This window comes from Nocardioides eburneus (genome assembly GCF_040838215.1).
GTDB lineage: Bacteria > Actinomycetota > Actinomycetes > Propionibacteriales > Nocardioidaceae > Nocardioides > Nocardioides eburneus.
Map to the genome: position 1 here is coordinate 14,991 of NZ_JBFPJR010000011.1, position 19,734 is coordinate 34,724.

The following is a 19,734-nucleotide window of genomic DNA, read 5'->3' on the forward strand; positions in this document are numbered from 1 at the left end:
GCGCGGAGCCTACCCAGGCGCAGGCCCCAGACCGGCGAGATTGACGACGATCGCCTCCTGGGTGGTGCGCGCGATGACCACGACCGCCTCCTCGTCGGGGTCGGGGTTCTCCTCGCGGTGCGGCACCCACGGCGGGACGTAGACATAGCTTCCCGGTCCGGTCCGCAGCCGCTTCTCCACGCCCTCTTCGTCGAGGAAGACGAACTCGGGATGGCCGCTCACGACATAGATCCCCGTCTCCGACCGGCCGTGGTGGTGGTTCGCCGACGCGGTCGACGGCGCGACGTGGGTCTGCCCCATCCACAGGTCCTGGGACCCGACCGATGAGCCGGAGATCGCCTCGAAGCGGCGCATGCCGCCGCTCTGGGCCGTGTCCCCGGTCAGCCCGTCGGGCCCGACCGCGGCGAGGGTCCGGTGGAACGCGTCGTACGGGTCGGTCACAGCAGCCCCCTCACGACGCGCAGCCCGACCGAGAGCCGCGCCAGATCGGCCTTCTCGTCGGCGACGATCCGGCCCAGCGTCTCCGCGGCCGTCTCGACCTCGGCGGAGTCGGCCCAGGTCGGGTCGTGGAGCGACTTCGCGGTGAGCCCGAGGTGGACGGCGTGCAGGTCCTCGCGGATCGCGGCGCGCGCCATCGACTCCCAGACGTCGTCGCGCGGCAGCGCGATGATCCGGGCCAGGACGGTGGGCAGCCCGAGCCGCTCGCCGAGCGCCAGGTGGGCGGCGGTCACCTCGACCGGCTCCAGCCCCTCGCGCAGCGCGACGTCGACCACCCCGACCAAGGCGTACGCCGCCGGCAGGGTCGCGATCCGGGCCGCAAGCCCTTCGGGGACACCGGCCTCGACGAGGCGCTCGCGCCGTCCGTCGTACGCCGCCAGCTCGGCGCCGCCGAGGAGCGACGGCAACCGCTCGAGGACGCCGTGGAGCGGCGCCCGGAAGCGCGCCACCGCCTCGGCACCGCCCCAGCCGTCGGTGGGGCCGTGGGCGACCAGCCAGCGGGTCACCCGCTCGACGAGGGTGCGGACGTCGACGCGCATCCGGGTCTGGACCGCGGCGTCGACGCGGTGGTCGAGGGCGCGGATCTCGTCGTGGAGCGCGGCGGCGTCATACAGGTCGGCGGCGACGAAGGAGGCCCGGACCAGCTCGGCGGCGCTCGCACCGGTCTCGGCGGCGAGCCGCGGCCAGAACGTCTTGCCGGCGTGATTGACGACGTCATTGACGACCTGGGTCACGACGATCTCGCGACGCAGCGGATGGGCCTCGATCGCCTCGGTGAAGCGCTCCCGCACGAGCGTGGGGAAGTAGCCGGCCAGCCGCGCGGCGACGTAGGGGTCGTCGGGCAGATCCGTCCCGATCAGCTCGCGGGCGAGCTCGATCTTGGTCCAGCTCATCAGCACGGCGTGCTCGGGTGCGGTCAGCGCTCCCCCGGCGTCCAGCCGGCGGCGTACCTCTGCCGTCGAGGGCAGCCCCTCCACCGCCCGATCGAGGACACCCCGACTCTCGAGCTGGTGCATCCAGTCCTCGTGGACGTGGAGCAGCGAGTGTGCATGGGCGGCGGCGTTCGCGAGCGCGAGGTTCTGCTCCTCGTTGTCGTGCAGCACGAGATCGGCGACCTCGTCGGTCATCTCCTCGAGCAGCTCGTTGCGCTCCTCGCCGGAGAGGTCACCGGCGGTGACCCGGCGGTCGAGCAGGATCTTCAGGTTCACCTCATGGTCGGAGGTGTCCACGCCCGCGGAGTTGTCGATGGCGTCGGTGTTGATCCGCCCGCCGGCGCCACCGTGGCCCCCGATGGCGTACTCGACCCGGCCGGCCTGGGTGAGCCCGAGGTTGCCGCCCTCCCCCACGACCCGCGCACGAACGTCCCGCCCGTCGACGCGGACGGCGTCGTTGGTCTTGTCCCCGGCGGCCGCGTGCGGCTCGTGCGACGCCTTGACGTAGGTGCCGATGCCGCCGTTCCAGAGCAGGTCGACCGGCGCCCGCAGGATCGCGCTGATCAGCTCCGTCGGCGTGAGCGTCGTGACCTCGGCGGGCAGGCCCAGCGCGCGCCGCATCGGCTCGCTGACCGGCACCGCCTTCAGCTGCCGCGACCACACGCCGCCGCCCTCGGAGATCAGGCTGCGGTCGTAGTCGCGCCAGCTCGAGCGGGGCAGGTCGAAGAGCCGTCGCCGTTCGGCGTACGACGCCGCGGCGTCGGGGTCGGGGTCGACGAAGACGTCGCGGTGGTCGAAGGCGGCGACGAGGCGGATGTGCTCGGAGAGCAGCATCCCATTGCCGAAGACGTCGCCGGACATGTCGCCGATCCCGACGACGGTGAAGTCCTCGCGCTGCACGTCGAGCCCGAGCTCCCGGAAGTGCCGCTGGACGGAGACCCAGGCACCGCGCGCGGTGATGCCCATCGCCTTGTGGTCATAGCCCGCCGAGCCGCCGGACGCGAAGGCGTCGCCCAGCCAGAAGCCGTAGGAGCGGGCGACCGAGTTGGCCAGGTCGGAGAAGGTCGCCGTGCCCTTGTCGGCGGCGACGACGAGGTAGGAGTCGTCACCGTCGTGGCGCACGACGTCGGCCGGCGGGATGGTCTTGCCGTCGACCAGGTTGTCGGTCAGGTCGAGCAGGCCGGAGATGAAGGTGACGTACGCCGCCTGGCCCTCCCGCAGCCAGCCCTCCCGGTCCACGGAGGGGTCGGGCAGTCGCTTCGGCACGAAGCCGCCCTTCGCGCCGACCGGCACGATGACGGTGTTCTTGACCATCTGCGCCTTGACCAGGCCGAGGATCTCGGTACGGAAGTCGTCGCGCCGGTCCGACCAGCGCAGCCCGCCGCGCGCGACCGCGCCGAAGCGCAGGTGCACGCCCTCGACCGCGGGCGAGTAGACGAAGATCTCGTACGCCGGCCGCGGCTGCGGCAGGTCGGGCAGGAGCGTCGGCTCCAACTTGAGTGCGAGGTAGTCCTTGGGCACGCCGTCGCGCCTCTGCCAGTGGTTGGTCCGCAGCGTGGCGCGGATGTGGGCGAGATAGCTGCGCAGGATGCGGTCCTGGTCGAGGCTGTCGACCTGGTCGAGTGCGGTCGCGATCTCCTCCGCGAGCGCCTCCTGGCGCCCACCGGTCCCCTCCGGGTCGAACCGCTCCTCGAAGAGCTCGACGAGCAGGCGCGTGATGGCGACGTTGCTCCGCAGGGCGGCCTCGATGGTGCTCTGGGCGAACGGCGTGCCGCCCTGGCGGAGGTACTTCGCATAGGCGCGCAGCACGGTCACCTGCCGGTGGTCGAGACCGGCGGCGAGCACGAGCGCGTTGAAGCCGTCCACCTCGCTGCGCCCGGCCCACAGCGCGGCGAGAGCCTCGCAGAGCTGGGCCTGCGCCGCCTGCGGGAAGTGTCCGCTCCCTTCGCCAGTCGCGCGATAGCGCAACCCGAAGTCGTAGACGAGGGTCGGCTGGTCGAGACCGTCGAGCTCGTAGGGCCGCTCGTCGGTGACCTCCACGCCGAGCGAGGTGAGCATCGGCAGGACGTGGCTGAGCGAGATCCGCCCGCCCACCCGATAGACCTTCAGCCGGACCTCGTCGGCCGGCGCGCCCGCCGGCTCATAGATCGCGAAGTCGACCCCGCTCGCACCGAGCTGTTCCAGACGCGCCAGGTCGGTCGCCCCCACGCTGGCGGGGAAGTCCTCCTTGTAGGCCTCCGGGAAGGCGTCGAGGAAGCGCGCGAGGCGGGCCGACCCGGTCTCGTCGTACGCCGCGAGCACGGCACCGGCCAGATCGTCGCGCCAGCTGCGCGTGGCCGCCTGGAGCCGACGCTCGAGGGCGCCGACGTCGAGACCGCCGTCGAGGCTGCCGGGCGGGACGTGGACGACGAAGTGGACACGCGCGTTGGTGGTCTCCCCGATGCGGACGGTGAACTCGATGTCGGTCCCGCCGAGCTCCTCGGTGAGGATCTGCGAGAAGCGCTCCCGGACGGTCGTGGAGTAGCGGTCGCGCGGCAGGGAGACCAGGACCGAGACGTAGCGGCCGTAGGTGTCGGGCCGGACGAAGATCCGCAGGGTCCGGCGCTCGCGCGCACCCGTGGCCGTCTCGACCATCTCGGCGAGCTCGTCGGCGGGCGTGTGGAGCAGCTCGTCGCGCGGATAGCTCTCGAGGATCTCGAGGAGCTCGCGGCCACCGTAGCTGCGCGGGTCGAAGCCGCCCTCGCGCAGCACCTTGGCGACCTTGCGGCGCAGCACCGGGATGCGGGTCACCGACTCGCGCGAGGCGCGGGTCGTGAGCAGTCCGAGGAAGCGGCGCTCCCCGACCACCGCGCCCTGCTCGTCGAAGACCTTGACGCCGACGTGATCGAGGTAGGCGGGCTGCGAGACCGTGGCCCGCGAGTTCGCCTTCGCGAGGACCAGCACCGTCCGTTCCCGGGCCTTCGCGCGGACCGCCTCGGGCATCCGGCCCTTCTCCGCGGACAGGTCCGGATCGGCCCGCAGGATCCCGAGGCCCGTGCCGGGGATCCCGCGCAGGTACGCCGGCTCACCCTCGGCCGCCCCAGGGCCCGCCTCGAGGCGGTACTCGCGGTAGCCGAGGAAGGTGAAGTGATCGTCGGCGAGCCAGGCCAGCAGCGCCGAGGCCTCCTCGGCCTCGCCGGGGTCGATCCCGGCCGGCGGCGTACGCCGCAGCTCGGCGGCGATGTCGGTGATCCGCTGCCGCAGCTTGGCCGCGTCCTCGACCGCCTCGCGCACGTCCTGCAGGACACGCTGGAGGTCGGCGACGACCTGGGCCTCCTGCTCCTGGGGCACGCGGTCGACCTCGACGTGCATCCACGATTCGCGTACGGCGCCGGCCGGCGGCTCGTTCGCCGCGTCCTCGACCGGGGTGACCTGCTCGAGCACGCCGGTCACGTTGCGGACGACGTCGAAGACCGGGTGGATGACGAGGTGGACGTCGCGCCGCTCCCGGGCGAGCTCCATGGTCACCGAGTCGACGAGGTAGGGCATGTCGTCGACGACGATCTCGACGACGCTGCGGCCCCCCGCCGACCAGCCCCCTGCACTGGTCGTGGGGGTCAGGACCCGCACCCGCGCCGTTCCCTGCGGGCGGGTGCCCGCGAGCTCGTGATGCGAGGCGAGCGCGCCGGCCACGTCCTGCGGCGAGCGGCTCTCGAGGTCCTCCGCGGCGACATGTCGGACGTAGGCCGAGAGGAGCGCCGCGACCGGGCTGTCGGGCGGCGCCTCGGCGAGCGCGGACTCGATCAGCACGGACTTCGGCGACCGCTTCGGGTCAGACGTCGACACCCCCTCGACGCTAGACCCTCCCGGCGCTCGGGACGAGGTGTTCGGCCAAGGATCTGCCGATGGCATCCCCAGGAAAGCGCGATCGTACGGCGCCACGGCGTGTCGTGGGACACGATCGCGGGCCATCGTCTGTGAACGCGTGTTTCGGCATGATGTCCGCCATGAGCAAGCAGCTGTCGATCGACCTGACCTACGACGCCCCCGTCGCCGACGTGGCGAAGATGATCGCCGACCCGGCCTTTCGGGAGCGCGTGTGCGACGCCCAGCACGCCCTGAGCCGGAGCGTCACGGTCGACGGCCGGAGGGTCGCGATCGTCTACACGCAGAAGGTCGAGGGCGTGCCGAGCTTCGCGACGAAGCTCGTCGGCGAGAGCATCGAGGTCCACCAGGACGAGACCTGGTCCGACGACTTCACCAGCGGCGACATCACCGTCGCCCTGCCCGGCAAGCCGGGCGAGCTCTCCGGCACCGCGCGGCTCACCGACCCCGACGGCACCGGGACGAGGACGGTCGAGACCATCGCGCTCACCGCCACCGTCCGCGTCCCGCTCGTCGCGGGCAAGCTCGAGGACCTCATCCTCGGCATCTTCGAGAAGGCGCTCACGAAGGAGCACCAGGTCGGCGTCGCCTGGCTCGGCGAGCGCTGACGGAGGCGACGATGCCCACGACGCTGACCGTCGACCTGACCTACGACGCCTCGCTCGCGACCGTCGCCGCCATGCTGACCGATCCCGCGTTCCGCGAACGCGTCTGCGACGCCCAGGGCGCGTCGCGGCGCTCGGTCGCCATCGGCGGTACGCCGGTCGAGGTCGTCATCGTGCGGACGCAGCCGACCGCCGGCGTACCCGCCGTCGCGAGGCGCTTCGTCTCCACCGAGGTGACCGTCGAGCAGCGCGAGGTGTGGTCCTCGGAGACCGCCGCCGTCCTCGACATCACCACCACCGGCGACCTCGCCTCCATCCGCGGCAACACCGCGCTGACCGAGACGGCGGGGCGGACGACCCAGACCGTGCGGCTCTCCATCAAGGTGCCGATCCCGCTCGTCGGGGGACGCCTCGAGTCCCTGGTCAAGGACCTGATGGCGAAGGCCTACCGCAGCGAGCACGAGGTCGGCCTCGCCTATCTCGCCGAGCGCTGAGCCGGGTCAGCCCATCGACGGATAGCGATGGTCGGTCGGCGGCACGAAGCTCTCCTTGATCGCCCGGGTGCTGGTCCACCGCATCAGGTTCTGCGGCGCACCGGCCTTGTCGTTGGTCCCCGAGGCCCTGGCCCCGCCGAACGGCTGCTGACCGACCACCGCACCGGTCGGCTTGTCGTTGACATAGAAGTTCCCGGCGGCGTAGCGCAGCGCCTCGCCGGCCCACTCGATCGCCGCTCGGTCCCGGGCGATGATCGAGCCGGTCAAGGCGTACGGCGCCGCCGACTCGGCCTGCTTGACCACCGTCTCGAAGTCACCGTCCTCGTAGACGTGCACCGCCAGGATGGGGCCGAAGTACTCGGTCGTGAAGACCTCGTCACCTGGGTCCTCACCGAGGATGATGGTCGGCTGGACGAAGTAGCCGACCGAGTCGTCGGCGGTGCCGCCGACCGCGATCTCGAGCCCGGCCGTCGCCGTGGCACGGGCGAGGGCGGCGGTGTGCTTGGCGAACGCCCGGTCGTCGATCACCGCGCCGAGGAAGGTGGAGAAGTCTCGTGGGTCCCCCATCTTCAGCGCCTCGGTCTCGCCCAGCAGCGAGTCCCTGAGCCGGGTCCACACCGACCGCGGGACATAGGCCCGCGAGGCCGCCGAGCACTTCTGCCCGGAGTATTCAAACGCACCGCGGATCAACGCCGTGCGCAGCACGTCCACGTCGGCCGAGGGATGGGCGATCACGAAGTCCTTGCCGCCGGTCTCTCCCACGATCCGCGGGTAGGAGCGATATCCCGCGAGATTGGCCCCCACCTGGCCCCACAGCCTCTGGAACGTCGCCGTCGAACCGGTGAAGTGGATCCCGGCCAGATCCGGATGCGCCAGGGCGACCTCGGAGACCTCCACTCCCGTGCCGGGCAGCATGTTGATCACACCCGCCGGCAGCCCCGCCTCCACCAGCAGCTCCATCGTCACGCTGGCAGCCAGTTGCTGGGTCGGCGACGGCTTCCAGATCACGGTGTTGCCCATCAGCGCGGGTGCGGTGGGCAGGTTGCCGGCGATCGCGGTGAAGTTGAACGGCGTGACCGCATAGACGAAGCCCTCCAGCGGCCGGTGATCGAGCCGGTTCCACACCCCCGGGCTGTTCCGGATCGGCTGCTCGGCCAGGATGCCCGCCGCGTAGTGCACGTTGAACCGCCAGAAGTCGATCAGCTCGCACGCGGAGTCGATCTCCGCCTGGAAGGCGGTCTTGCCCTGGCCGAGGACGGTGGCGGCGTTGAGCCGCTGCCGCCACGGCCCCGACGCCAGGTCCGCCGCCCGGAGGAACACCGCCGCCCGCTCGTCGAACGACAACGCCCGCCACCCCGCCGCCGCCTCGGCGGCCGCCTCGATCGCCTTCTGCGCATCCGCCTGCGTGCTGTTGCGCAGCACGCCCAGCACGTGCGCGTGCTCGTGCGGCTGCACGACGGCGATCTCCTCACCACCGCCGCTCACCCACTGGCCACCCACATAGGCGTCCAGCGCACGCTGCTCGGAGGAGAGGGAGGCGATCTGCGCGGCCAGGGCATCGCGTTCCGGGGTGCCGGGCGCGTAGGTCAGGTTCGGCTCGTTGGTGGGAGCCGGAGGGGCGGTCACTGCATCCATGCCGCCACCGTAACCCCGCCCGCGACGCGACCGGGTCAGAGCAGATCGGGGATCTCCTGCACCGCGAACCAGCCGAGGTCCTCGTCGGGGTCGGCGTCGACCGGCCGGTCCTCGACGTCGGCGTGGACCGCGACCACGTCACGCAGCGGCACCCGATCCTCGGTCGCGGTGTCGACCACGACCACGATCCGGCGGCCCGGCCCGCGCAGCAGCGCGGCCGAGGCGTCGGCGGCCGACATGAGGGCGGCGTACTCGCCCTCCTCGCTGTCGTCCGGCGGGACGAAGCCCTCCTCGGTGGAGGCGACCGCGCCGGCGGCGTACCACTCCCCGAGCAGGTGAACCGTGGCGGGGACGTAGATCCTCATGTCGTCGGCTGCCCCTTCCGGCTCCGTCCGCGTGGTGCCCGATGACGGGCATGGGTGGTGTCGAGGAGCTCGTCGAGCGCCTCACGCAGGCACTGCCCGATCACGTCGGCGTCGGGCACGAGGTCGCGGTCGGCCGTGATCCCGAAGCAGACCTTCTTGTCGTACGACGTCACGCCGATCGCGAGCGCGTGCCCGGGCTCGAGCGGGTGGAAGGGGTAGCTCGCCACGAGCCGCGCGCCGGCGGCGTACCTGGGTGTCTGCGGACCCGGCACGTTGCAGACCGAGAGCAGGACGTCGCCCGAGGCCTCCGCGGCGACCCGCGAGCCCATCGCGTGGAAGGTGACGGGGGCGAAGCCGGTGATGCCGGCGAGCCGGTCGGCGGCCACCGCCCGGCCGGTCTCCCTGTGCTTCTCGAACGAGTAGGAGACCTGGTGGAGCCTGACCACCGGACTCCCCTCACCGACCGGAAGCTCGACGAAGTGCGGCGCGATCTGGGTCCCCATCGCCGTGGCCTCGAGGTCCTCGTCGATGACGCTGACGGGCACGACCGCCGCGATCTGGCGCAGCCCGCCCAGCGACTCCGCGCGGGTCATCAGCCAGCCGCGGAGCCCGCCGGTGACGACGGCGAGGATGACGTCGTTGACCGTGCCGCCGTGGGCGCCACGGATACGGCGGTAGTCGTCGAGCGCCGTCTCGAGCGCGACCACCCGGCGCTGCTGGGAGAGCCGGCCGGTCAGGGGCGTCGCCCGCTCCGGTCGCCGGGGCAGGACGGCCTGCAGCAACGCCCCGAAGGCACCGGGTCCGGCCACCCGGCCGGCGAGCGACCCGCCGACGCCGCGCACCGTCTGGGCGATCGTGTCGACCCCGGTGAGGGTGTCGCGGACCGCGCCCAGGATCAGCCCCGGGCGGGTGGCGCGGCGCGGTCGCCAGTCATCGACGCCGAGGGTGGCCGAGCTCGGGTTGACGTCGAGCAACAGCTGGCCGAGATCGACCGTGTCCACCCCGTCGACGAGCGCCTGGTGGGCCTTGGAGAGCACCGCGACGCGGCCGTCGGCGAGGCCCTCCACGACATACATCTCCCACAGTGGGCGGCTCCGGTCCAGCGGCCGCGAGACGATCCGGGCGACCAGGTCGCGCAGCTGGTCGAGCCCGCCGGGGCGCGGCACCGCCGAGCGGCGTACGTGGTACTCCAAGTCGAAGCGGTCGTCATCGACCCACACCGGGTTGGCCAGCCGCCCCGGCACGACCTGCACCCGCTGGCGATAGCGCGGCACGAACGAGAGCCGGTCGGCGACGAGGTCGAGGAACGCGTCGTAGTCGAAGCCGCTCTCCCCCGGGTCGAGGATGTCGACGGTCACGTTGTGCCGCGGCGCCGTGCCGGTCTCCCGGGTCAGCAGGGCGAGGTCACGGGGGCCGAGCCGGTCGCTCACGCTCGCCTCACTCCTCTCAGGAGCCTCTTTGGTTCGCATGGGATTCTGGCAGAGTTCCGGCGGGCCGTGGGGGTCCGTCCGCGAGTAGAAAGGCCAGTGATGCGCCGCTCCGTCCGCGCGAGCCTGAAGTCGTTCGCGATCGTGGCCACCCTCCTCGGTGTCGTGGGGCTGGTGACCGCCTGCGGCAGCAGCGACGACAACCCTTCGTCCGGCGCCAGCGGCCCGAAGGTCATCGACGTGACCTTCAAGGGCGACTCGGTCACGCCGAGTGGCGACATCATCACCGTGGCCCGGGGCCAGAAGGTGGAGTTCGAGGTCACCGCCGACACGGCCGGCGAGATCCACGTGCACTCCGACCCCGCCAAGGAGTACGAGTACAAGGCGGGCACGACCCACATCAGCGTCGGCAGCTTCAACGTGCCCGGCCGCATCGAGGTCGAGTCGCACGCGCTCGAGAAGACCATCTGCATCCTCGAGATCAAGTGAGCCTCGCCGCTCCCACGGTCGTCAGTGCCCACGGCATCGGCGGCCGTCAGGACCTGCCGATCCCGCTCGAGCAGGCCATCCTCGGCGCCGTTCTCGCGCTGGTCGTCTCGTTCGTCGTCCTCATCCTCACCACCCGGCTGCACCAGGCGGAGGCCGCCGAGGAGCCCGTGGGGCAGCCCGCCGAGACTCGGCCGCGGCAGTGGCGGCCGCGCTGGGTCGTCCTCCTCGACCCGATCGTCTCCTCCACGGCGTGGTCGGTCGCGCTGCGCACCGTCGGTCTGCTGATCTTCGCCTACTGCGTGATGACCGCGCTGATCGGCCGCGACACCGCCAACAACCCGCTCTTCGGCATCTTCTACATCTGGTGGTGGGTCGGGCTCGTCCCGTTCTCCCTGCTCTTCGGGCCGGCGTGGAAGGCGATCTCCCCGGTCCGGGCCATCAACGAGGCGCTCACCGCGCTCCGCGGCGGCTCGGGCGAACCGATGTATCGCTATCCCGAGCGGCTCGGCTGCTGGCCCGCCGTCGTCGGCCTGATGGCCTTCGCGTGGATGGAGCTGGTCTACCCCAACAACAACTTCCTCGGGCCGGTGCGGCTGTGGTGTGCGATCTACGTCGCCGTGATGCTCGTCGGCGGCCAGCTCTACGGCTCGCGCTTCTACGAACGCTGCGACCCCTTCGAGGTCTACTCCAGCCTGGTCGCCAAGCTCTCGGTGTGGGGCCGTGACGACGAGGGCCGTCTCGTCGTCCGTACGCCGCTCGGCAACCTCGACACGCTCCGGCCCATGCCGGGGCTGGTGGCCGTGGTCTGCGTGCTGTTCGGGACGATCGTCTTCGACTCGTTCCGGGACTCGACGCCGTGGATCAAGCTGAAGCAGGACGGCCCCTTCATCAGCACTCACGCGCATATGCCCTACGTGCTCGACAACGTCGCCGTCGTGGCGTTCCCGCTCGCGGTGGCGGTCTTCTACTGCGTCGGCACCATGCTGACCGGTGTCGACCACGTGCGCCGCCGGCAGCTGCCCGCCCATCTTGCGCCGTCGATCGTGCCGATCATCGTGGGCTATGTCTTCGCCCACTACCTCAGCTACTTCTGGGAGGCCGGCCAAGCGACCCTGCGCCAAGCGTCCGACCCGTTGAGCGACGGCAGCGACTGGTTCGGCACCAGCGGCCTCCAGGTGAACTACTTCTTCGCCTACCACGCCACGCTGCTCGCGAACATCAAGGTGATCGCGGTCGTGATCGGACACGTGCTCGGCGTCTGGTCGGCCCACATCCGGGCGCTCCAGGTCCTCCCGCGCAAGCACCTCGTGACGGGTCAGATCCCACTGCTGGTGACGATGATCGGCTTCACCATCGGCGGGCTCTACCTGCTCTTCGCCTCCTGAGCCCGGGCCGCCGCGTCGGAGCGGTCAGCCGGCGAGGATCGCGTCGACCAGCGGCACGACGGCACGGGGCAGCGGCGCGTCGGGCGCCGTCTCCAGGAGCGTCCGGCCGGCGACGAGCGCCTTGTCGACAGTCGTCCGGTCGTCGGGCAGGAAGTGGAGCCCGACGGGGCGGGTGATGCCGGCGACCATCCCGCCGATCTCCCGCTCGGTCCAGCCCAGGCTCGGGCGCATGCGGTTGACCACGACGCGGACGGGCGCGGCACCGCCCAGCTCGCGCAGGTCGACGAGACCGCGGGCGAGCCGTGTCAGACCGACCGGGTCGGCCGTGCCGACCGCGACCACCTCGTCGGCGGACTCGAGGGCCTCGAGGGTCAGCTGGTTGCGGCCCGCCCGACCGGTCATCGCCACCGCCGGGTCCTCCTCGAGGCTGAACCCGGCGTCCACGACCACCTGACCCGCCCGCCGGCCGACGTCGGCGAGCTCCTCGAGCAGCCCGGTCCGCACCTCCGTCCAGCGGTCGGGCCGGGGCAGGCCGGTCACGACCCCGAGATGTGGCCCGAGGCTCCGCACGGCGGTCGCGACCCGCGCGGCCAGCTCGCCGCCGGCATGGAACCGGGCGGCCTGGAGCAGCCCGGAGACCTCGTCGAGGATGCCGAGCTGCTGTGCCACGGAGCCGCCGTAGGGGTCGGCGTCGACGAGGAGCGTCGTCAGCCGGCGGCGGGCGAGCTCGGCCGCGACGGCGGCCGCGACCGTCGTACGTCCCGGAGCACCGGCAGGGCCCCACACGACGACGACGCGGCCGGCGCGAGGCCGGTCGTCCGGCAGGCACGCCGGCCTCGCCGCGCCTCCGGCCGGGACCGTGCCCGCGGCACCGGGGACCGCAGCCGGCCCGGGCGGCGTGTCGGCCGCGTCGAGCGCATCGGGGAGCGAGCCGAGGTCGTCGTCGGGGACGACACGCGCGATGCCGACCCGGGAGGCGCGGGCGCGGGCGGCGTCCTCCCCGACACCCGCCGGGACGACCGCCACGGCACGCAGCCCGTGGTGGCGGAGCTGGTCGACGGCCGGTGCGTCGAGGCCGGGAGCGTCGACCGCAACCAGTGCGACGTCGGCCTGCCCCGCGGCCGCGGCCGCGAGCAGCTCGTCGACGTCGACACAACGCTTGAGCAGGACGGTCGCCGGGCTCTGCTCGAGCAGGGCGACGACGGACGGCTCCCAGGGAGCGCCCGCCGCGACGACGAGGACGACAGCCACCACGCCTCCTAGGACCGGCGGACGACGGTGATCGTCGGCGCGTCGAGCCCGCCCACGAGGTCGACATAGGCCTGGGCCTCACGCTCCGCGGCCGAGACGGTAAGCTGCTCCTGACCGGTCCCGGAGAGCGACTCCTCCGGGAGCACGACCGACACGACGCTCACCTTCGACAGCACCGGTCCGTCATGGCGACCCGCGCCGCGGCCCCCGACATAGACGTCGACCACCGAGCCCTCCCGCACTGAGGGAGGCACCTGACCGGCGTCGACCGCGAGCGGCAGTTGGAGCAGTCCACTCCCCCCGGGGTCGCCCACCGCGCTGCGCGGCAGCAGCTCACCGGCCCCGACAGCACGCACCAGCGCGAGGTCGTCGGGCAGCTCCTCCTCGACGCGGTAGTAGCTCGTGAGGTCGTCCTCGTCGGCGAAGCGCACGTGCCGCACCACCAGGTCGTCGGCGCGAAGCGCCCCACCCGCCGGCTCGTCCTCGGCGACCGCCCACACCTCGACCGTGTCGTCGGCCGAGCCGAGGACACGCGCTCCGGCGACGACGCAGACCGCCACCAGCGCCACGCCGGTCCACAAGCGGGGGTCGCGCCAGCCAGGGCGTGAGGCGCGCACGGCCGGAGGCGCGGCAGCCGGCGCGGCGGTCCCGAGATTCTTTGCCACGCGGACATCATCGGGCGCCCGCCCGCTCCTGTCACGCCCCTTGTCCACAGGCCCGCGAGGGGGACGTGTGCGAAGCGGGTCGGTTTGGGATCATGGTGCTATGCCCGGTGCCCCCCGCTTCCTGACCCTCGCCGACGTGGCCGAGGTGCTCAACACCTCGAGCGCCCAGGTCTACGCGCTGGTGCGCCGCGGAGAGCTGCCCGCGATCAAGATCGGCGGCCGCGGCCAGTGGCGCGTCGAGTCCAGCGCGCTGGAGGACTTCATCCAGCAGATGTATGCACAGACGAAGGCCTTCGTCGCCGACCACCCGTTCGTGGAGACCGAGGCGGAGGCCGACGTCTGACGACCTGGAGGCGCCGTCAGTCCACCTGCGATCCGAGCGTGACCTTCACCGTCCGCTCGCTGCCTCCGTTCACGACCGTGAACCTCACCGTCTCCCCCGGCTGGTGGGCACGGATCGCGACGATGAGCCCGATCCCGCTGGCGACCCGCTGACCGTTGACCGCCGTCACGCGGTCGCCCGCGTGGAGCCCGGCGTCCGCGGCGGGTGACCCCTTCGAGACCGACCGGATCCGCGCGCCACCGATCTCGTTGCCACCGGTCGCGACCTCGGCCCCCACGACCGGGTACGTCGCGTGGCCGGTGTCCAGGATCTGGTGGGCCGTCACCTTGACCTGGTCGATCGGGATGGCGAAGCCCACCCCGATCGATCCCGCCTCGCCGCCGGAGGTGCCACCTGCGGTCGCGATCGCCGAGTTGACCCCGACGACCTGACCACGCAGGTTGACCAGAGGCCCGCCGGAGTTGCCGGGGTTGATCGCGGCATCGGTCTGGACGGCGTTGATGTAGGACAGGTGGTCGGCCGAGTCGCCCGTCGAGACCGGACGGTGCAGGGCGCTCACGATCCCGGCCGTCACGGTCGAGCTCAGGCCGAGCGGCGAGCCGATCGCCACGACCGTCTCGCCGACCCGCAGCCGCTCGGCACTCCCGAGCGCGGCCGGAGGCGTCTTCTGGATCCCGGGCACCGAGAGCACCGCGAGGTCGTAGACCGTGCTGCGACCCACCAGGGTGGCGTCGTACTCGTTGCCGGCCTGGTCGACGATCTCGATCGGTCCGCCGTCCCCGGCCGCGTCGGCCACGACGTGGTTGTTGGTGATGACGTGGCCACGCCTGTCGAAGACGAAGCCGGAGCCCGTGGCGCCGTCCTTGACGCCTTGGTACTCCGCCAGCACCTGCACCGTCACGGGGAGGAGGGCGTCCGCGACCTTCACCACGCTGGCCTGGTCGGAGGAGAGCGGCGCCTTCGTCTCGATGCTCGCCGGGTCGAGGCCACCTGTGCCCGTGCCGGCCACCGGAGCCTCGTCGCCCCCGTCGTGGAGCGCCGAGCCGACGAAGCCGCCGACCAGGCCCAGGACGAGCGCGAGGAGCGCCATCGCCGGCCACGCCCACACACGAGGACGAGCGGCCCGGCGACGGGACGCCGACCGGCCCGGCGGTTCGCCAGGCGGTCCCGGCACCGCGCCCATCGGGTGTTCCCTCGGCTGGTCCGGCACGGGGCCGACGCCCGGCGCGGACTCGGAGGACGGACCGGCGTACGACGGCGGGGGCGAGCCCCACGACGCGGGCGCGGCGGACGGGGCGGGCGGCGGCACCCACGCAGGCGGCGGGGTCGGCCCCTCCGGCGACGACGGCTCGGTCATGCCCCCATTGTGCCCGCGCACATCACGGGAGCGAGGCGTCGGTCCCGGAGGCCGGCCTCGCGACGCGGATCAGACTGACCGGCGGCTCAGCGCTCGTGGGCGCGGCGTGCGACGTGGATGAACGCCACCGTGGTCGACCCCGGATCGACCGTCGTGACCGAGGCCTGGCGATGGAAGGTGGGTGCGGCCGCGGGGCCGGCGCCCACCGCGAGGAGGCCCACCATCGCGGCGCCGACGGCGCCGCCGCCGAAGGCGGCGAACGCGAGCGCTCGGCGATGAGTGTGTCGCGTCTGCTCGAGGCCGAGCAGGAGCTCCGCGGTGGTCGGTCCGTCGAGCAGGGCGCCCTTGAGCCGTTCGGGAGCCGTCGTCGCGGCGTCGCAGCTCAGCCCGGCCAGCCGGTTCTTGAGCCAGCCCTCGCGCTGGACGAGGTCGTGGCAGGCGTCGCACTCCGCGACATGGGCCCAGCAGCGCTCCGCGTCCTCCTCGGAGAGCTGGCCGTCGAGGAGCGCGCTCGCCCGGGCCCCGAGGTGGCCGCCGAGCAGGCTCATCGGGCCCCGCCCCAGAGCACCTTCGGGCCGGAGTAGCGCAGTCGCCCACCCTTCGGCGCACGGTGGGCGAGCGCCTCCCGTAGCATCGCGCGGCCACGGTGGATCCGGGAGCGGACGGTGCCGAGCTTGGCCCCGAGGATCTGGGCGATCTCGTCGTAGGAGAGGCCTTCCACGTCACACAGCACGACCGCGGCCCGGAAGTCCGGCGGCAGCGTCGAGAGGGCACGCTCGATGTCGTCGTCGAAGCGCTGGTCGGTGTAGGCCACGTCGGGGGTCGGGCCGCTGCTGGTGAGGCGCTGGGCGCGCTCGTCGGAGAGCGCGTCGAAGCGGATCCGCTGCTTGCGTCGGGCCTGGTCGAGGAAGAGGTTCGTGGTGATCCGGTGGAGCCAGCCCTCGAACGTGCCGGGGCTGTAGGAGTCCAGCGAGCGGAACACCCGGACGAAGACCTCCTGGGTGAGGTCCTCGGCGTCGGGCCGGTTGCCGGTCAGGCGGTAGGCGAGGCGGTAGACGCGATCGGAGTGCTGCTCGACGATCTCGTCCCACGTCGGAACACCCGCCGCTCCGCCCTCGGCAGTCGCAGGGGTCTCCATCGTGCTCATCTCGCTTCCTCTCGGCCTCACCGGCGCTGTGTCTCCTCCACGCTAGACCCGGCGGCTGAGAGCCGCCTGTGACATTCCGACGAACCCACGGATGCCCCCCACGGATGCCTCGGACACACGGACAACGAACCGGTCCCCGGCGGGGTTCCCGGGCGTGCGGCCCCGCTCGGGATAGGTTGGGCGCGTGACCAGCCCGCTCTCCGCTGCCAGTTGGACCTATGCCGAGGAGTTCGTCGCCGAGGACGAGGTCCTCGCCGCCGCCCGCGCCCGCGCCGACGAGGTCGGCGTCGTGCCCATCAGCCCCGGCGGCGGGGCGACTCTGCGGTTCCTCGCGTCGCTGCTCGACGCTCGGGCGGTCGTCGAGATCGGCACCGGCACCGGCGTGTCGGGGCTCTGGCTGCTCCGGGGCATGCGGGCCGACGGCGTACTCACCACCGTCGACATCGAGACCGAGCACCAGCGGCTGGCGCGCAAGAGCTACACCGAGGCCGGGATCCCGACCCAGCGCGCCCGCACGATCGCCGGCGCCGCGCTCGACGTGCTCCCCCGGCTCACCGATGCCCACTACGACCTGGTCTTCGTCGACGGCGACAAGGCGGAGTACGCCGACTACCTCACCGAGGCGCTGCGGCTGCTGCGTCCCGGCGGTGTCGTCGCGTTCGACAACGCGCTCTGGCACGACCGCGTCGCCGACCCGGCGCAGCGTGACGACGAGACCAGCACCATCCGGGACCTCGGCCGGACGATCGCAGGCCACGACGGTCTCGTCCCGCTGCTGCTGCCCGTCGGCGACGGCCTCCTGGTCGCGAAGAAGGAGTGGGCCCCCGAGGTCTGACTCGCCGAGAGGTCGGTCATTCGCGTCGAGAGGTCACCCGTTCACGAACGAGTGACCTCTCGCGAGGAATCGGTGACGCCTCGGGTCAGCCGCCGATGCCGGCGAGCGGCTCGTCCTGGCCGAGCCAGGTGAGCAGCAGCCGGGCGCCGAAGCCGGTCGGCCCGGCCGTCCACTCATCGCGATCGGCCGGCGCGTCGCCGATCGAGGCGATGTCGAGGTGGGCCCACGGGAGCCCGCCGGTGAAGTGGCGCAGGAAGAGCGCCGCCGTGATCGCTCCCGGGCCGCCGGGGGCGTTGTCGGCGTCGGCGATCTTCGACGCCAGCTTGTCCTCGTAGGCCTCGGCCAACGGCATCCGCCACAGCAGCTCCCCCGACACATCGGCGGCCTCGGCGAGCAGGCGGGCGAGGGCCTCGTCGGTGGCGAAGTAGCCACCGAGCTGCTGGCCGAGCGCCACCTTCATCGCACCGGTGAGCGTCGCGACGTCGAGGATCACGTCCGGCTCGACCTCGTCGACGGCGTACGCCAGCGCGTCCGCCATCACGAGCCGACCCTCGGCGTCGGTGTTGGTGACCTCCGAGGTCCGGCCGCCGTAGTGGGTGATGACGTCACCGGGCCGCAGGGCGGAGCCGGAGACGGCGTTCTCGGCGGCGGCGATGAGACCGACCACCTTGACCGGGCAGCCCACCGCGGCGAGCCCGGCGAGCGTCGCGATGACGACCGCGCCACCGGTCATGTCGCGCTTCATCGTCGCCATGCCCTCGCCCGGCTTGAGGTTGAGACCGCCGGTGTCGAAGGTGATGCCCTTGCCGATGATGGCGACGGTCGGCGTACGACGACCGCTCTTGGCGGGCTTGTAGTCGAGCCGGATCAGGCGCGGCGGCGTCGCGGAGGCCTGCCCGACCCCCAGGATGCCGCCGAAGCCGTCCTTGGCGAGCGCCTTCTCGTCCCAGACCTTGGCGGTGAGTCCCGCGTCCTTGGCCAGTGCGACGGCCTGGTCGGCCAGCCAGGCCGGGTTCTTCAGCGCGGCCGGCACGGTGGCGAGGAAGCGCGCGCGCCAGCCCGCCTCCGCGATCGCGCGAGCGCGCTCGAGGGCGGCGGCGCGATCGTCGCCGAGCTCGGCGAGCGTGATCCGAGCGACCGGTCGCCACTCGGGACCGGCAGAGCGCCAGTGGAACCCGAAGGAGCCGAGCGTGGCACCGACGACGAACGGCTCGAGCGCCAGGTCCGGCTCCACGGCGGGGATCGTGGTCGCGAGCGACTCACGGTCGCGGACGGCGCGGGCGAGGGCGGCGCCGGCACGCCGGAAGTCCGTACGCCGCTGGGCACCGACCCCCACCAGCAGGATCCGCCGGAGCGGCCCCTCGCCGGTGACGGGATAGGAGATCACCTCACCGGCCTTGCCGGTGGCCCCCTCGACCTCGAGGATGCCGAGCAGGTCGTGGGTCTCGGCGAGCACCGTGGCACCGGGGCCGAGGACCAGTGAGCCGGTCTCGTCGGCGGGCAGCACCGGGAGCGCGACGACCTCGGCGTCGACCTCCTCGGGTCCGAGCTCACTGAGCACGAACCGCGGCGGCGTGACCTGGGACGGGAGCGTCAGGGCCGTGGGCATGGGATGGTCGTCGATCAGCCGACGACGTCCTTGAGGGCGTCACCGAGGGCACCGGCCTCCTCGGCGTTGAGCTCGACGACCAGGCGGCCACCGCCCTCGAGCGGCACGCGCATCACAATGCCGCGCCCCTCCTTGGTCACCTCGAGCGGACCGTCTCCCGTCCGGGGCTTCATCGCCGCCATGCGGCACCTCATTCCGTGGGTCTGGCCGGGTCACCGGCCGTGTGTCTGGCGTCGTGGCGCGACGGGCCGACTCCCGAGGAAGTGACCCGGGTCGCACACTGGGCATCTGCCATTATCCCCTATCGCCACCACGCACGTGCCGTCAGGCGGAGGAAAGGCGCGTCCACGGTCGCAGCGCCGCCCGCCCGACGCGTGCGGCAGCATCCATGCAGGTGGTCAGACGACGGACACCGCATAGGCCCAGGTGAGGTAGCCGACCCCGACGAGCATGCCCACGTGGGCGACGATCGACAACCACGGGCCCCGCGACCAGCGGTCGGCAGCGGCGTGTCCGGAGTGACGCCCCCGGCTCGGCAGCCAGCGCACCAGGATGAACATGCCGGCGACGACGACCAGCCAGAGGCACAGCAGCCCGAGGATGCCGAGCAGGTCCGCCCACTCCCCGCCGTTGGCCGAGCGGGTCGGCGCGACCAGGAAGATCACCCAGATCACCAGACCGACCACACCGGCGATGGTGTGGACCGCGAGCATGAGGCCGCCGGTCGCGACCCGACCGGAGGCGCCTCGGCCCAGCCTCAGCCGGGTGAGCAGCACGACGAGCGCCGCCAGCGCGGTGAGCACGTAGACCAGCAGCTCCTTGATCGCCACGGC

At 72.5% G+C, this 19,734-nt stretch carries 19 protein-coding genes; 6 read left to right on the forward strand and 13 right to left on the reverse strand.

The features are described 5' to 3' along the window. Positions 1-9: 9 nt before the first annotated feature. Entirely contained in the window at positions 10-441 is a 432-nt protein-coding gene (locus tag AB3X52_RS08005) for a cupin domain-containing protein (protein ID WP_367993062.1), read from the reverse strand. Further along, positions 438-5,255 carry an NAD-glutamate dehydrogenase gene (locus tag AB3X52_RS08010; protein ID WP_367993064.1) on the reverse strand — a complete coding sequence of 1,606 codons (4,818 nt, stop codon included), beginning with the start codon at positions 5,253-5,255 and terminating at the stop codon, positions 438-440. Before AB3X52_RS08010 ends, AB3X52_RS08005 begins: the two co-directional genes overlap by 4 nt. 161 nt (positions 5,256-5,416) lie before the next feature. Here AB3X52_RS08010 and AB3X52_RS08015 point away from each other — a divergent pair, with 161 nt between their 5' ends. Together AB3X52_RS08015 and AB3X52_RS08020 are read left to right on the forward strand one after the other, a co-directional pair. Continuing rightward, entirely contained in the window at positions 5,417-5,902 is a 486-nt protein-coding gene (locus tag AB3X52_RS08015; protein ID WP_367993066.1) for a DUF2505 domain-containing protein, read from the forward strand. Between the two features lie 11 nt (positions 5,903-5,913). Further along, on the forward strand, positions 5,914-6,393 hold the full coding sequence (locus AB3X52_RS08020; protein WP_367993068.1) for a DUF2505 domain-containing protein: 480 nt from the start codon (positions 5,914-5,916) through the stop codon (positions 6,391-6,393). A 6-nt stretch (positions 6,394-6,399) separates the two neighbouring features. Here the strand turns inward: AB3X52_RS08020 and pruA are convergent, their stop codons facing one another. The 3 genes from pruA to AB3X52_RS08035 are packed head-to-tail and all read right to left on the reverse strand — an operon-like array spanning position 6,400 to position 9,823. Further along, positions 6,400-8,028 (reverse strand): L-glutamate gamma-semialdehyde dehydrogenase, encoded by a 1,629-nt coding sequence (pruA, locus tag AB3X52_RS08025; RefSeq protein WP_367993069.1) that lies wholly within the window; start codon positions 8,026-8,028, stop codon positions 6,400-6,402. 35 nt (positions 8,029-8,063) lie between these two features. After that, positions 8,064-8,393: a DUF6912 family protein gene (locus AB3X52_RS08030; protein ID WP_367993071.1), complete on the reverse strand. Its 330-nt coding sequence runs from the start codon at positions 8,391-8,393 to the stop codon at positions 8,064-8,066. Next, positions 8,390-9,823: a WS/DGAT/MGAT family O-acyltransferase gene (locus tag AB3X52_RS08035; RefSeq protein ID WP_367993073.1), complete on the reverse strand. Its 1,434-nt coding sequence runs from the start codon at positions 9,821-9,823 to the stop codon at positions 8,390-8,392. Before AB3X52_RS08035 ends, AB3X52_RS08030 begins: the two co-directional genes overlap by 4 nt. Before the next feature lie 99 nt (positions 9,824-9,922). Between AB3X52_RS08035 and AB3X52_RS08040 the strand changes: the two genes are divergently transcribed. Next, a complete protein-coding gene (locus AB3X52_RS08040; RefSeq protein ID WP_367993074.1) occupies positions 9,923-10,309 on the forward strand; it encodes a hypothetical protein in 387 nt (128 codons plus the stop codon). Beyond that, entirely contained in the window at positions 10,306-11,694 is a 1,389-nt protein-coding gene (locus tag AB3X52_RS08045; protein WP_367993076.1) for a hypothetical protein, read from the forward strand. The genes AB3X52_RS08040 and AB3X52_RS08045 overlap by 4 nt, the downstream gene beginning before the upstream one ends. Before the next feature lie 24 nt (positions 11,695-11,718). Here AB3X52_RS08045 and AB3X52_RS08050 read toward each other — a convergent pair whose 3' ends face one another. After that, a complete protein-coding gene (locus tag AB3X52_RS08050) occupies positions 11,719-12,945 on the reverse strand; it encodes a CpaE/TadZ family protein (protein ID WP_367993078.1) in 1,227 nt (408 codons plus the stop codon). A gap of 8 nt (positions 12,946-12,953) precedes the next feature. After that, positions 12,954-13,610, reverse strand: coding sequence for a hypothetical protein (locus tag AB3X52_RS08055; RefSeq protein ID WP_367993080.1), 657 nt, complete (start codon positions 13,608-13,610; stop codon positions 12,954-12,956). Between the two features lie 100 nt (positions 13,611-13,710). Here AB3X52_RS08055 and AB3X52_RS08060 point away from each other — a divergent pair, with 100 nt between their 5' ends. After that, positions 13,711-13,953 (forward strand): helix-turn-helix domain-containing protein, encoded by a 243-nt coding sequence (locus tag AB3X52_RS08060; protein ID WP_367993082.1) that lies wholly within the window; start codon positions 13,711-13,713, stop codon positions 13,951-13,953. Between the two features lie 16 nt (positions 13,954-13,969). On the opposite strand, the gene AB3X52_RS08065 is transcribed toward AB3X52_RS08060, so the two are convergent. The 3 genes from AB3X52_RS08065 to sigE form a co-directional block, all read right to left on the reverse strand. After that, positions 13,970-15,310, reverse strand: a complete 1,341-nt coding sequence (locus tag AB3X52_RS08065) for a S1C family serine protease (RefSeq protein WP_367993084.1) — start codon at positions 15,308-15,310, stop codon at positions 13,970-13,972. Positions 15,311-15,396: 86 nt separating this feature from the next. After that, complete coding sequence (locus AB3X52_RS08070) at positions 15,397-15,858, reverse strand: anti-sigma factor family protein (protein WP_367993085.1); 462 nt, start codon at positions 15,856-15,858, stop codon at positions 15,397-15,399. Next, entirely contained in the window at positions 15,855-16,457 is a 603-nt protein-coding gene (gene sigE, locus AB3X52_RS08075) for an RNA polymerase sigma factor SigE (RefSeq protein ID WP_367993087.1), read from the reverse strand. The genes AB3X52_RS08070 and sigE overlap by 4 nt, the downstream gene beginning before the upstream one ends. A gap of 184 nt (positions 16,458-16,641) precedes the next feature. Here sigE and AB3X52_RS08080 point away from each other — a divergent pair, with 184 nt between their 5' ends. Further along, positions 16,642-17,292, forward strand: a complete 651-nt coding sequence (locus AB3X52_RS08080; RefSeq protein WP_367993089.1) for an O-methyltransferase — start codon at positions 16,642-16,644, stop codon at positions 17,290-17,292. Positions 17,293-17,377: 85 nt separating this feature from the next. Here the strand turns inward: AB3X52_RS08080 and AB3X52_RS08085 are convergent, their stop codons facing one another. From AB3X52_RS08085 to AB3X52_RS08095, 3 genes are all read right to left on the reverse strand, one after another. Further along, on the reverse strand, positions 17,378-18,901 hold the full coding sequence (locus AB3X52_RS08085) for a leucyl aminopeptidase family protein (protein ID WP_367993091.1): 1,524 nt from the start codon (positions 18,899-18,901) through the stop codon (positions 17,378-17,380). A 14-nt stretch (positions 18,902-18,915) separates the two neighbouring features. Beyond that, positions 18,916-19,083 (reverse strand): DUF3117 domain-containing protein, encoded by a 168-nt coding sequence (locus AB3X52_RS08090; RefSeq protein ID WP_082574674.1) that lies wholly within the window; start codon positions 19,081-19,083, stop codon positions 18,916-18,918. Between the two features lie 216 nt (positions 19,084-19,299). After that, positions 19,300-19,731, reverse strand: a complete 432-nt coding sequence (locus AB3X52_RS08095; protein WP_367993093.1) for a hypothetical protein — start codon at positions 19,729-19,731, stop codon at positions 19,300-19,302. Between the last annotated feature and the right edge of the window lie 3 nt (positions 19,732-19,734).

Bases quoted from the DNA above. Each gene is read 5' to 3' on its own strand.
- AB3X52_RS08015 (WP_367993066.1), top strand. From the start codon at position 5,417: ATGAGCAAGCAGCTGTCGATCGACCTGACCTACGACGCCCCCGTCGCC.
- AB3X52_RS08020 (WP_367993068.1), top strand. From the start codon at position 5,914: ATGCCCACGACGCTGACCGTCGACCTGACCTACGACGCCTCGCTCGCG.
- pruA (WP_367993069.1), bottom strand. From the start codon at position 8,028: ATGGATGCAGTGACCGCCCCTCCGGCTCCCACCAACGAGCCGAACCTG.
- AB3X52_RS08030 (WP_367993071.1), bottom strand. From the start codon at position 8,393: ATGAGGATCTACGTCCCCGCCACGGTTCACCTGCTCGGGGAGTGGTAC.
- AB3X52_RS08040 (WP_367993074.1), top strand. From the start codon at position 9,923: ATGCGCCGCTCCGTCCGCGCGAGCCTGAAGTCGTTCGCGATCGTGGCC.
- AB3X52_RS08060 (WP_367993082.1), top strand. From the start codon at position 13,711: ATGCCCGGTGCCCCCCGCTTCCTGACCCTCGCCGACGTGGCCGAGGTG.
- AB3X52_RS08065 (WP_367993084.1), bottom strand. From the start codon at position 15,310: ATGACCGAGCCGTCGTCGCCGGAGGGGCCGACCCCGCCGCCTGCGTGG.
- AB3X52_RS08070 (WP_367993085.1), bottom strand. From the start codon at position 15,858: ATGAGCCTGCTCGGCGGCCACCTCGGGGCCCGGGCGAGCGCGCTCCTC.
- sigE (WP_367993087.1), bottom strand. From the start codon at position 16,457: ATGAGCACGATGGAGACCCCTGCGACTGCCGAGGGCGGAGCGGCGGGT.
- AB3X52_RS08085 (WP_367993091.1), bottom strand. From the start codon at position 18,901: ATGCCCACGGCCCTGACGCTCCCGTCCCAGGTCACGCCGCCGCGGTTC.
- AB3X52_RS08090 (WP_082574674.1), bottom strand. From the start codon at position 19,083: ATGGCGGCGATGAAGCCCCGGACGGGAGACGGTCCGCTCGAGGTGACC.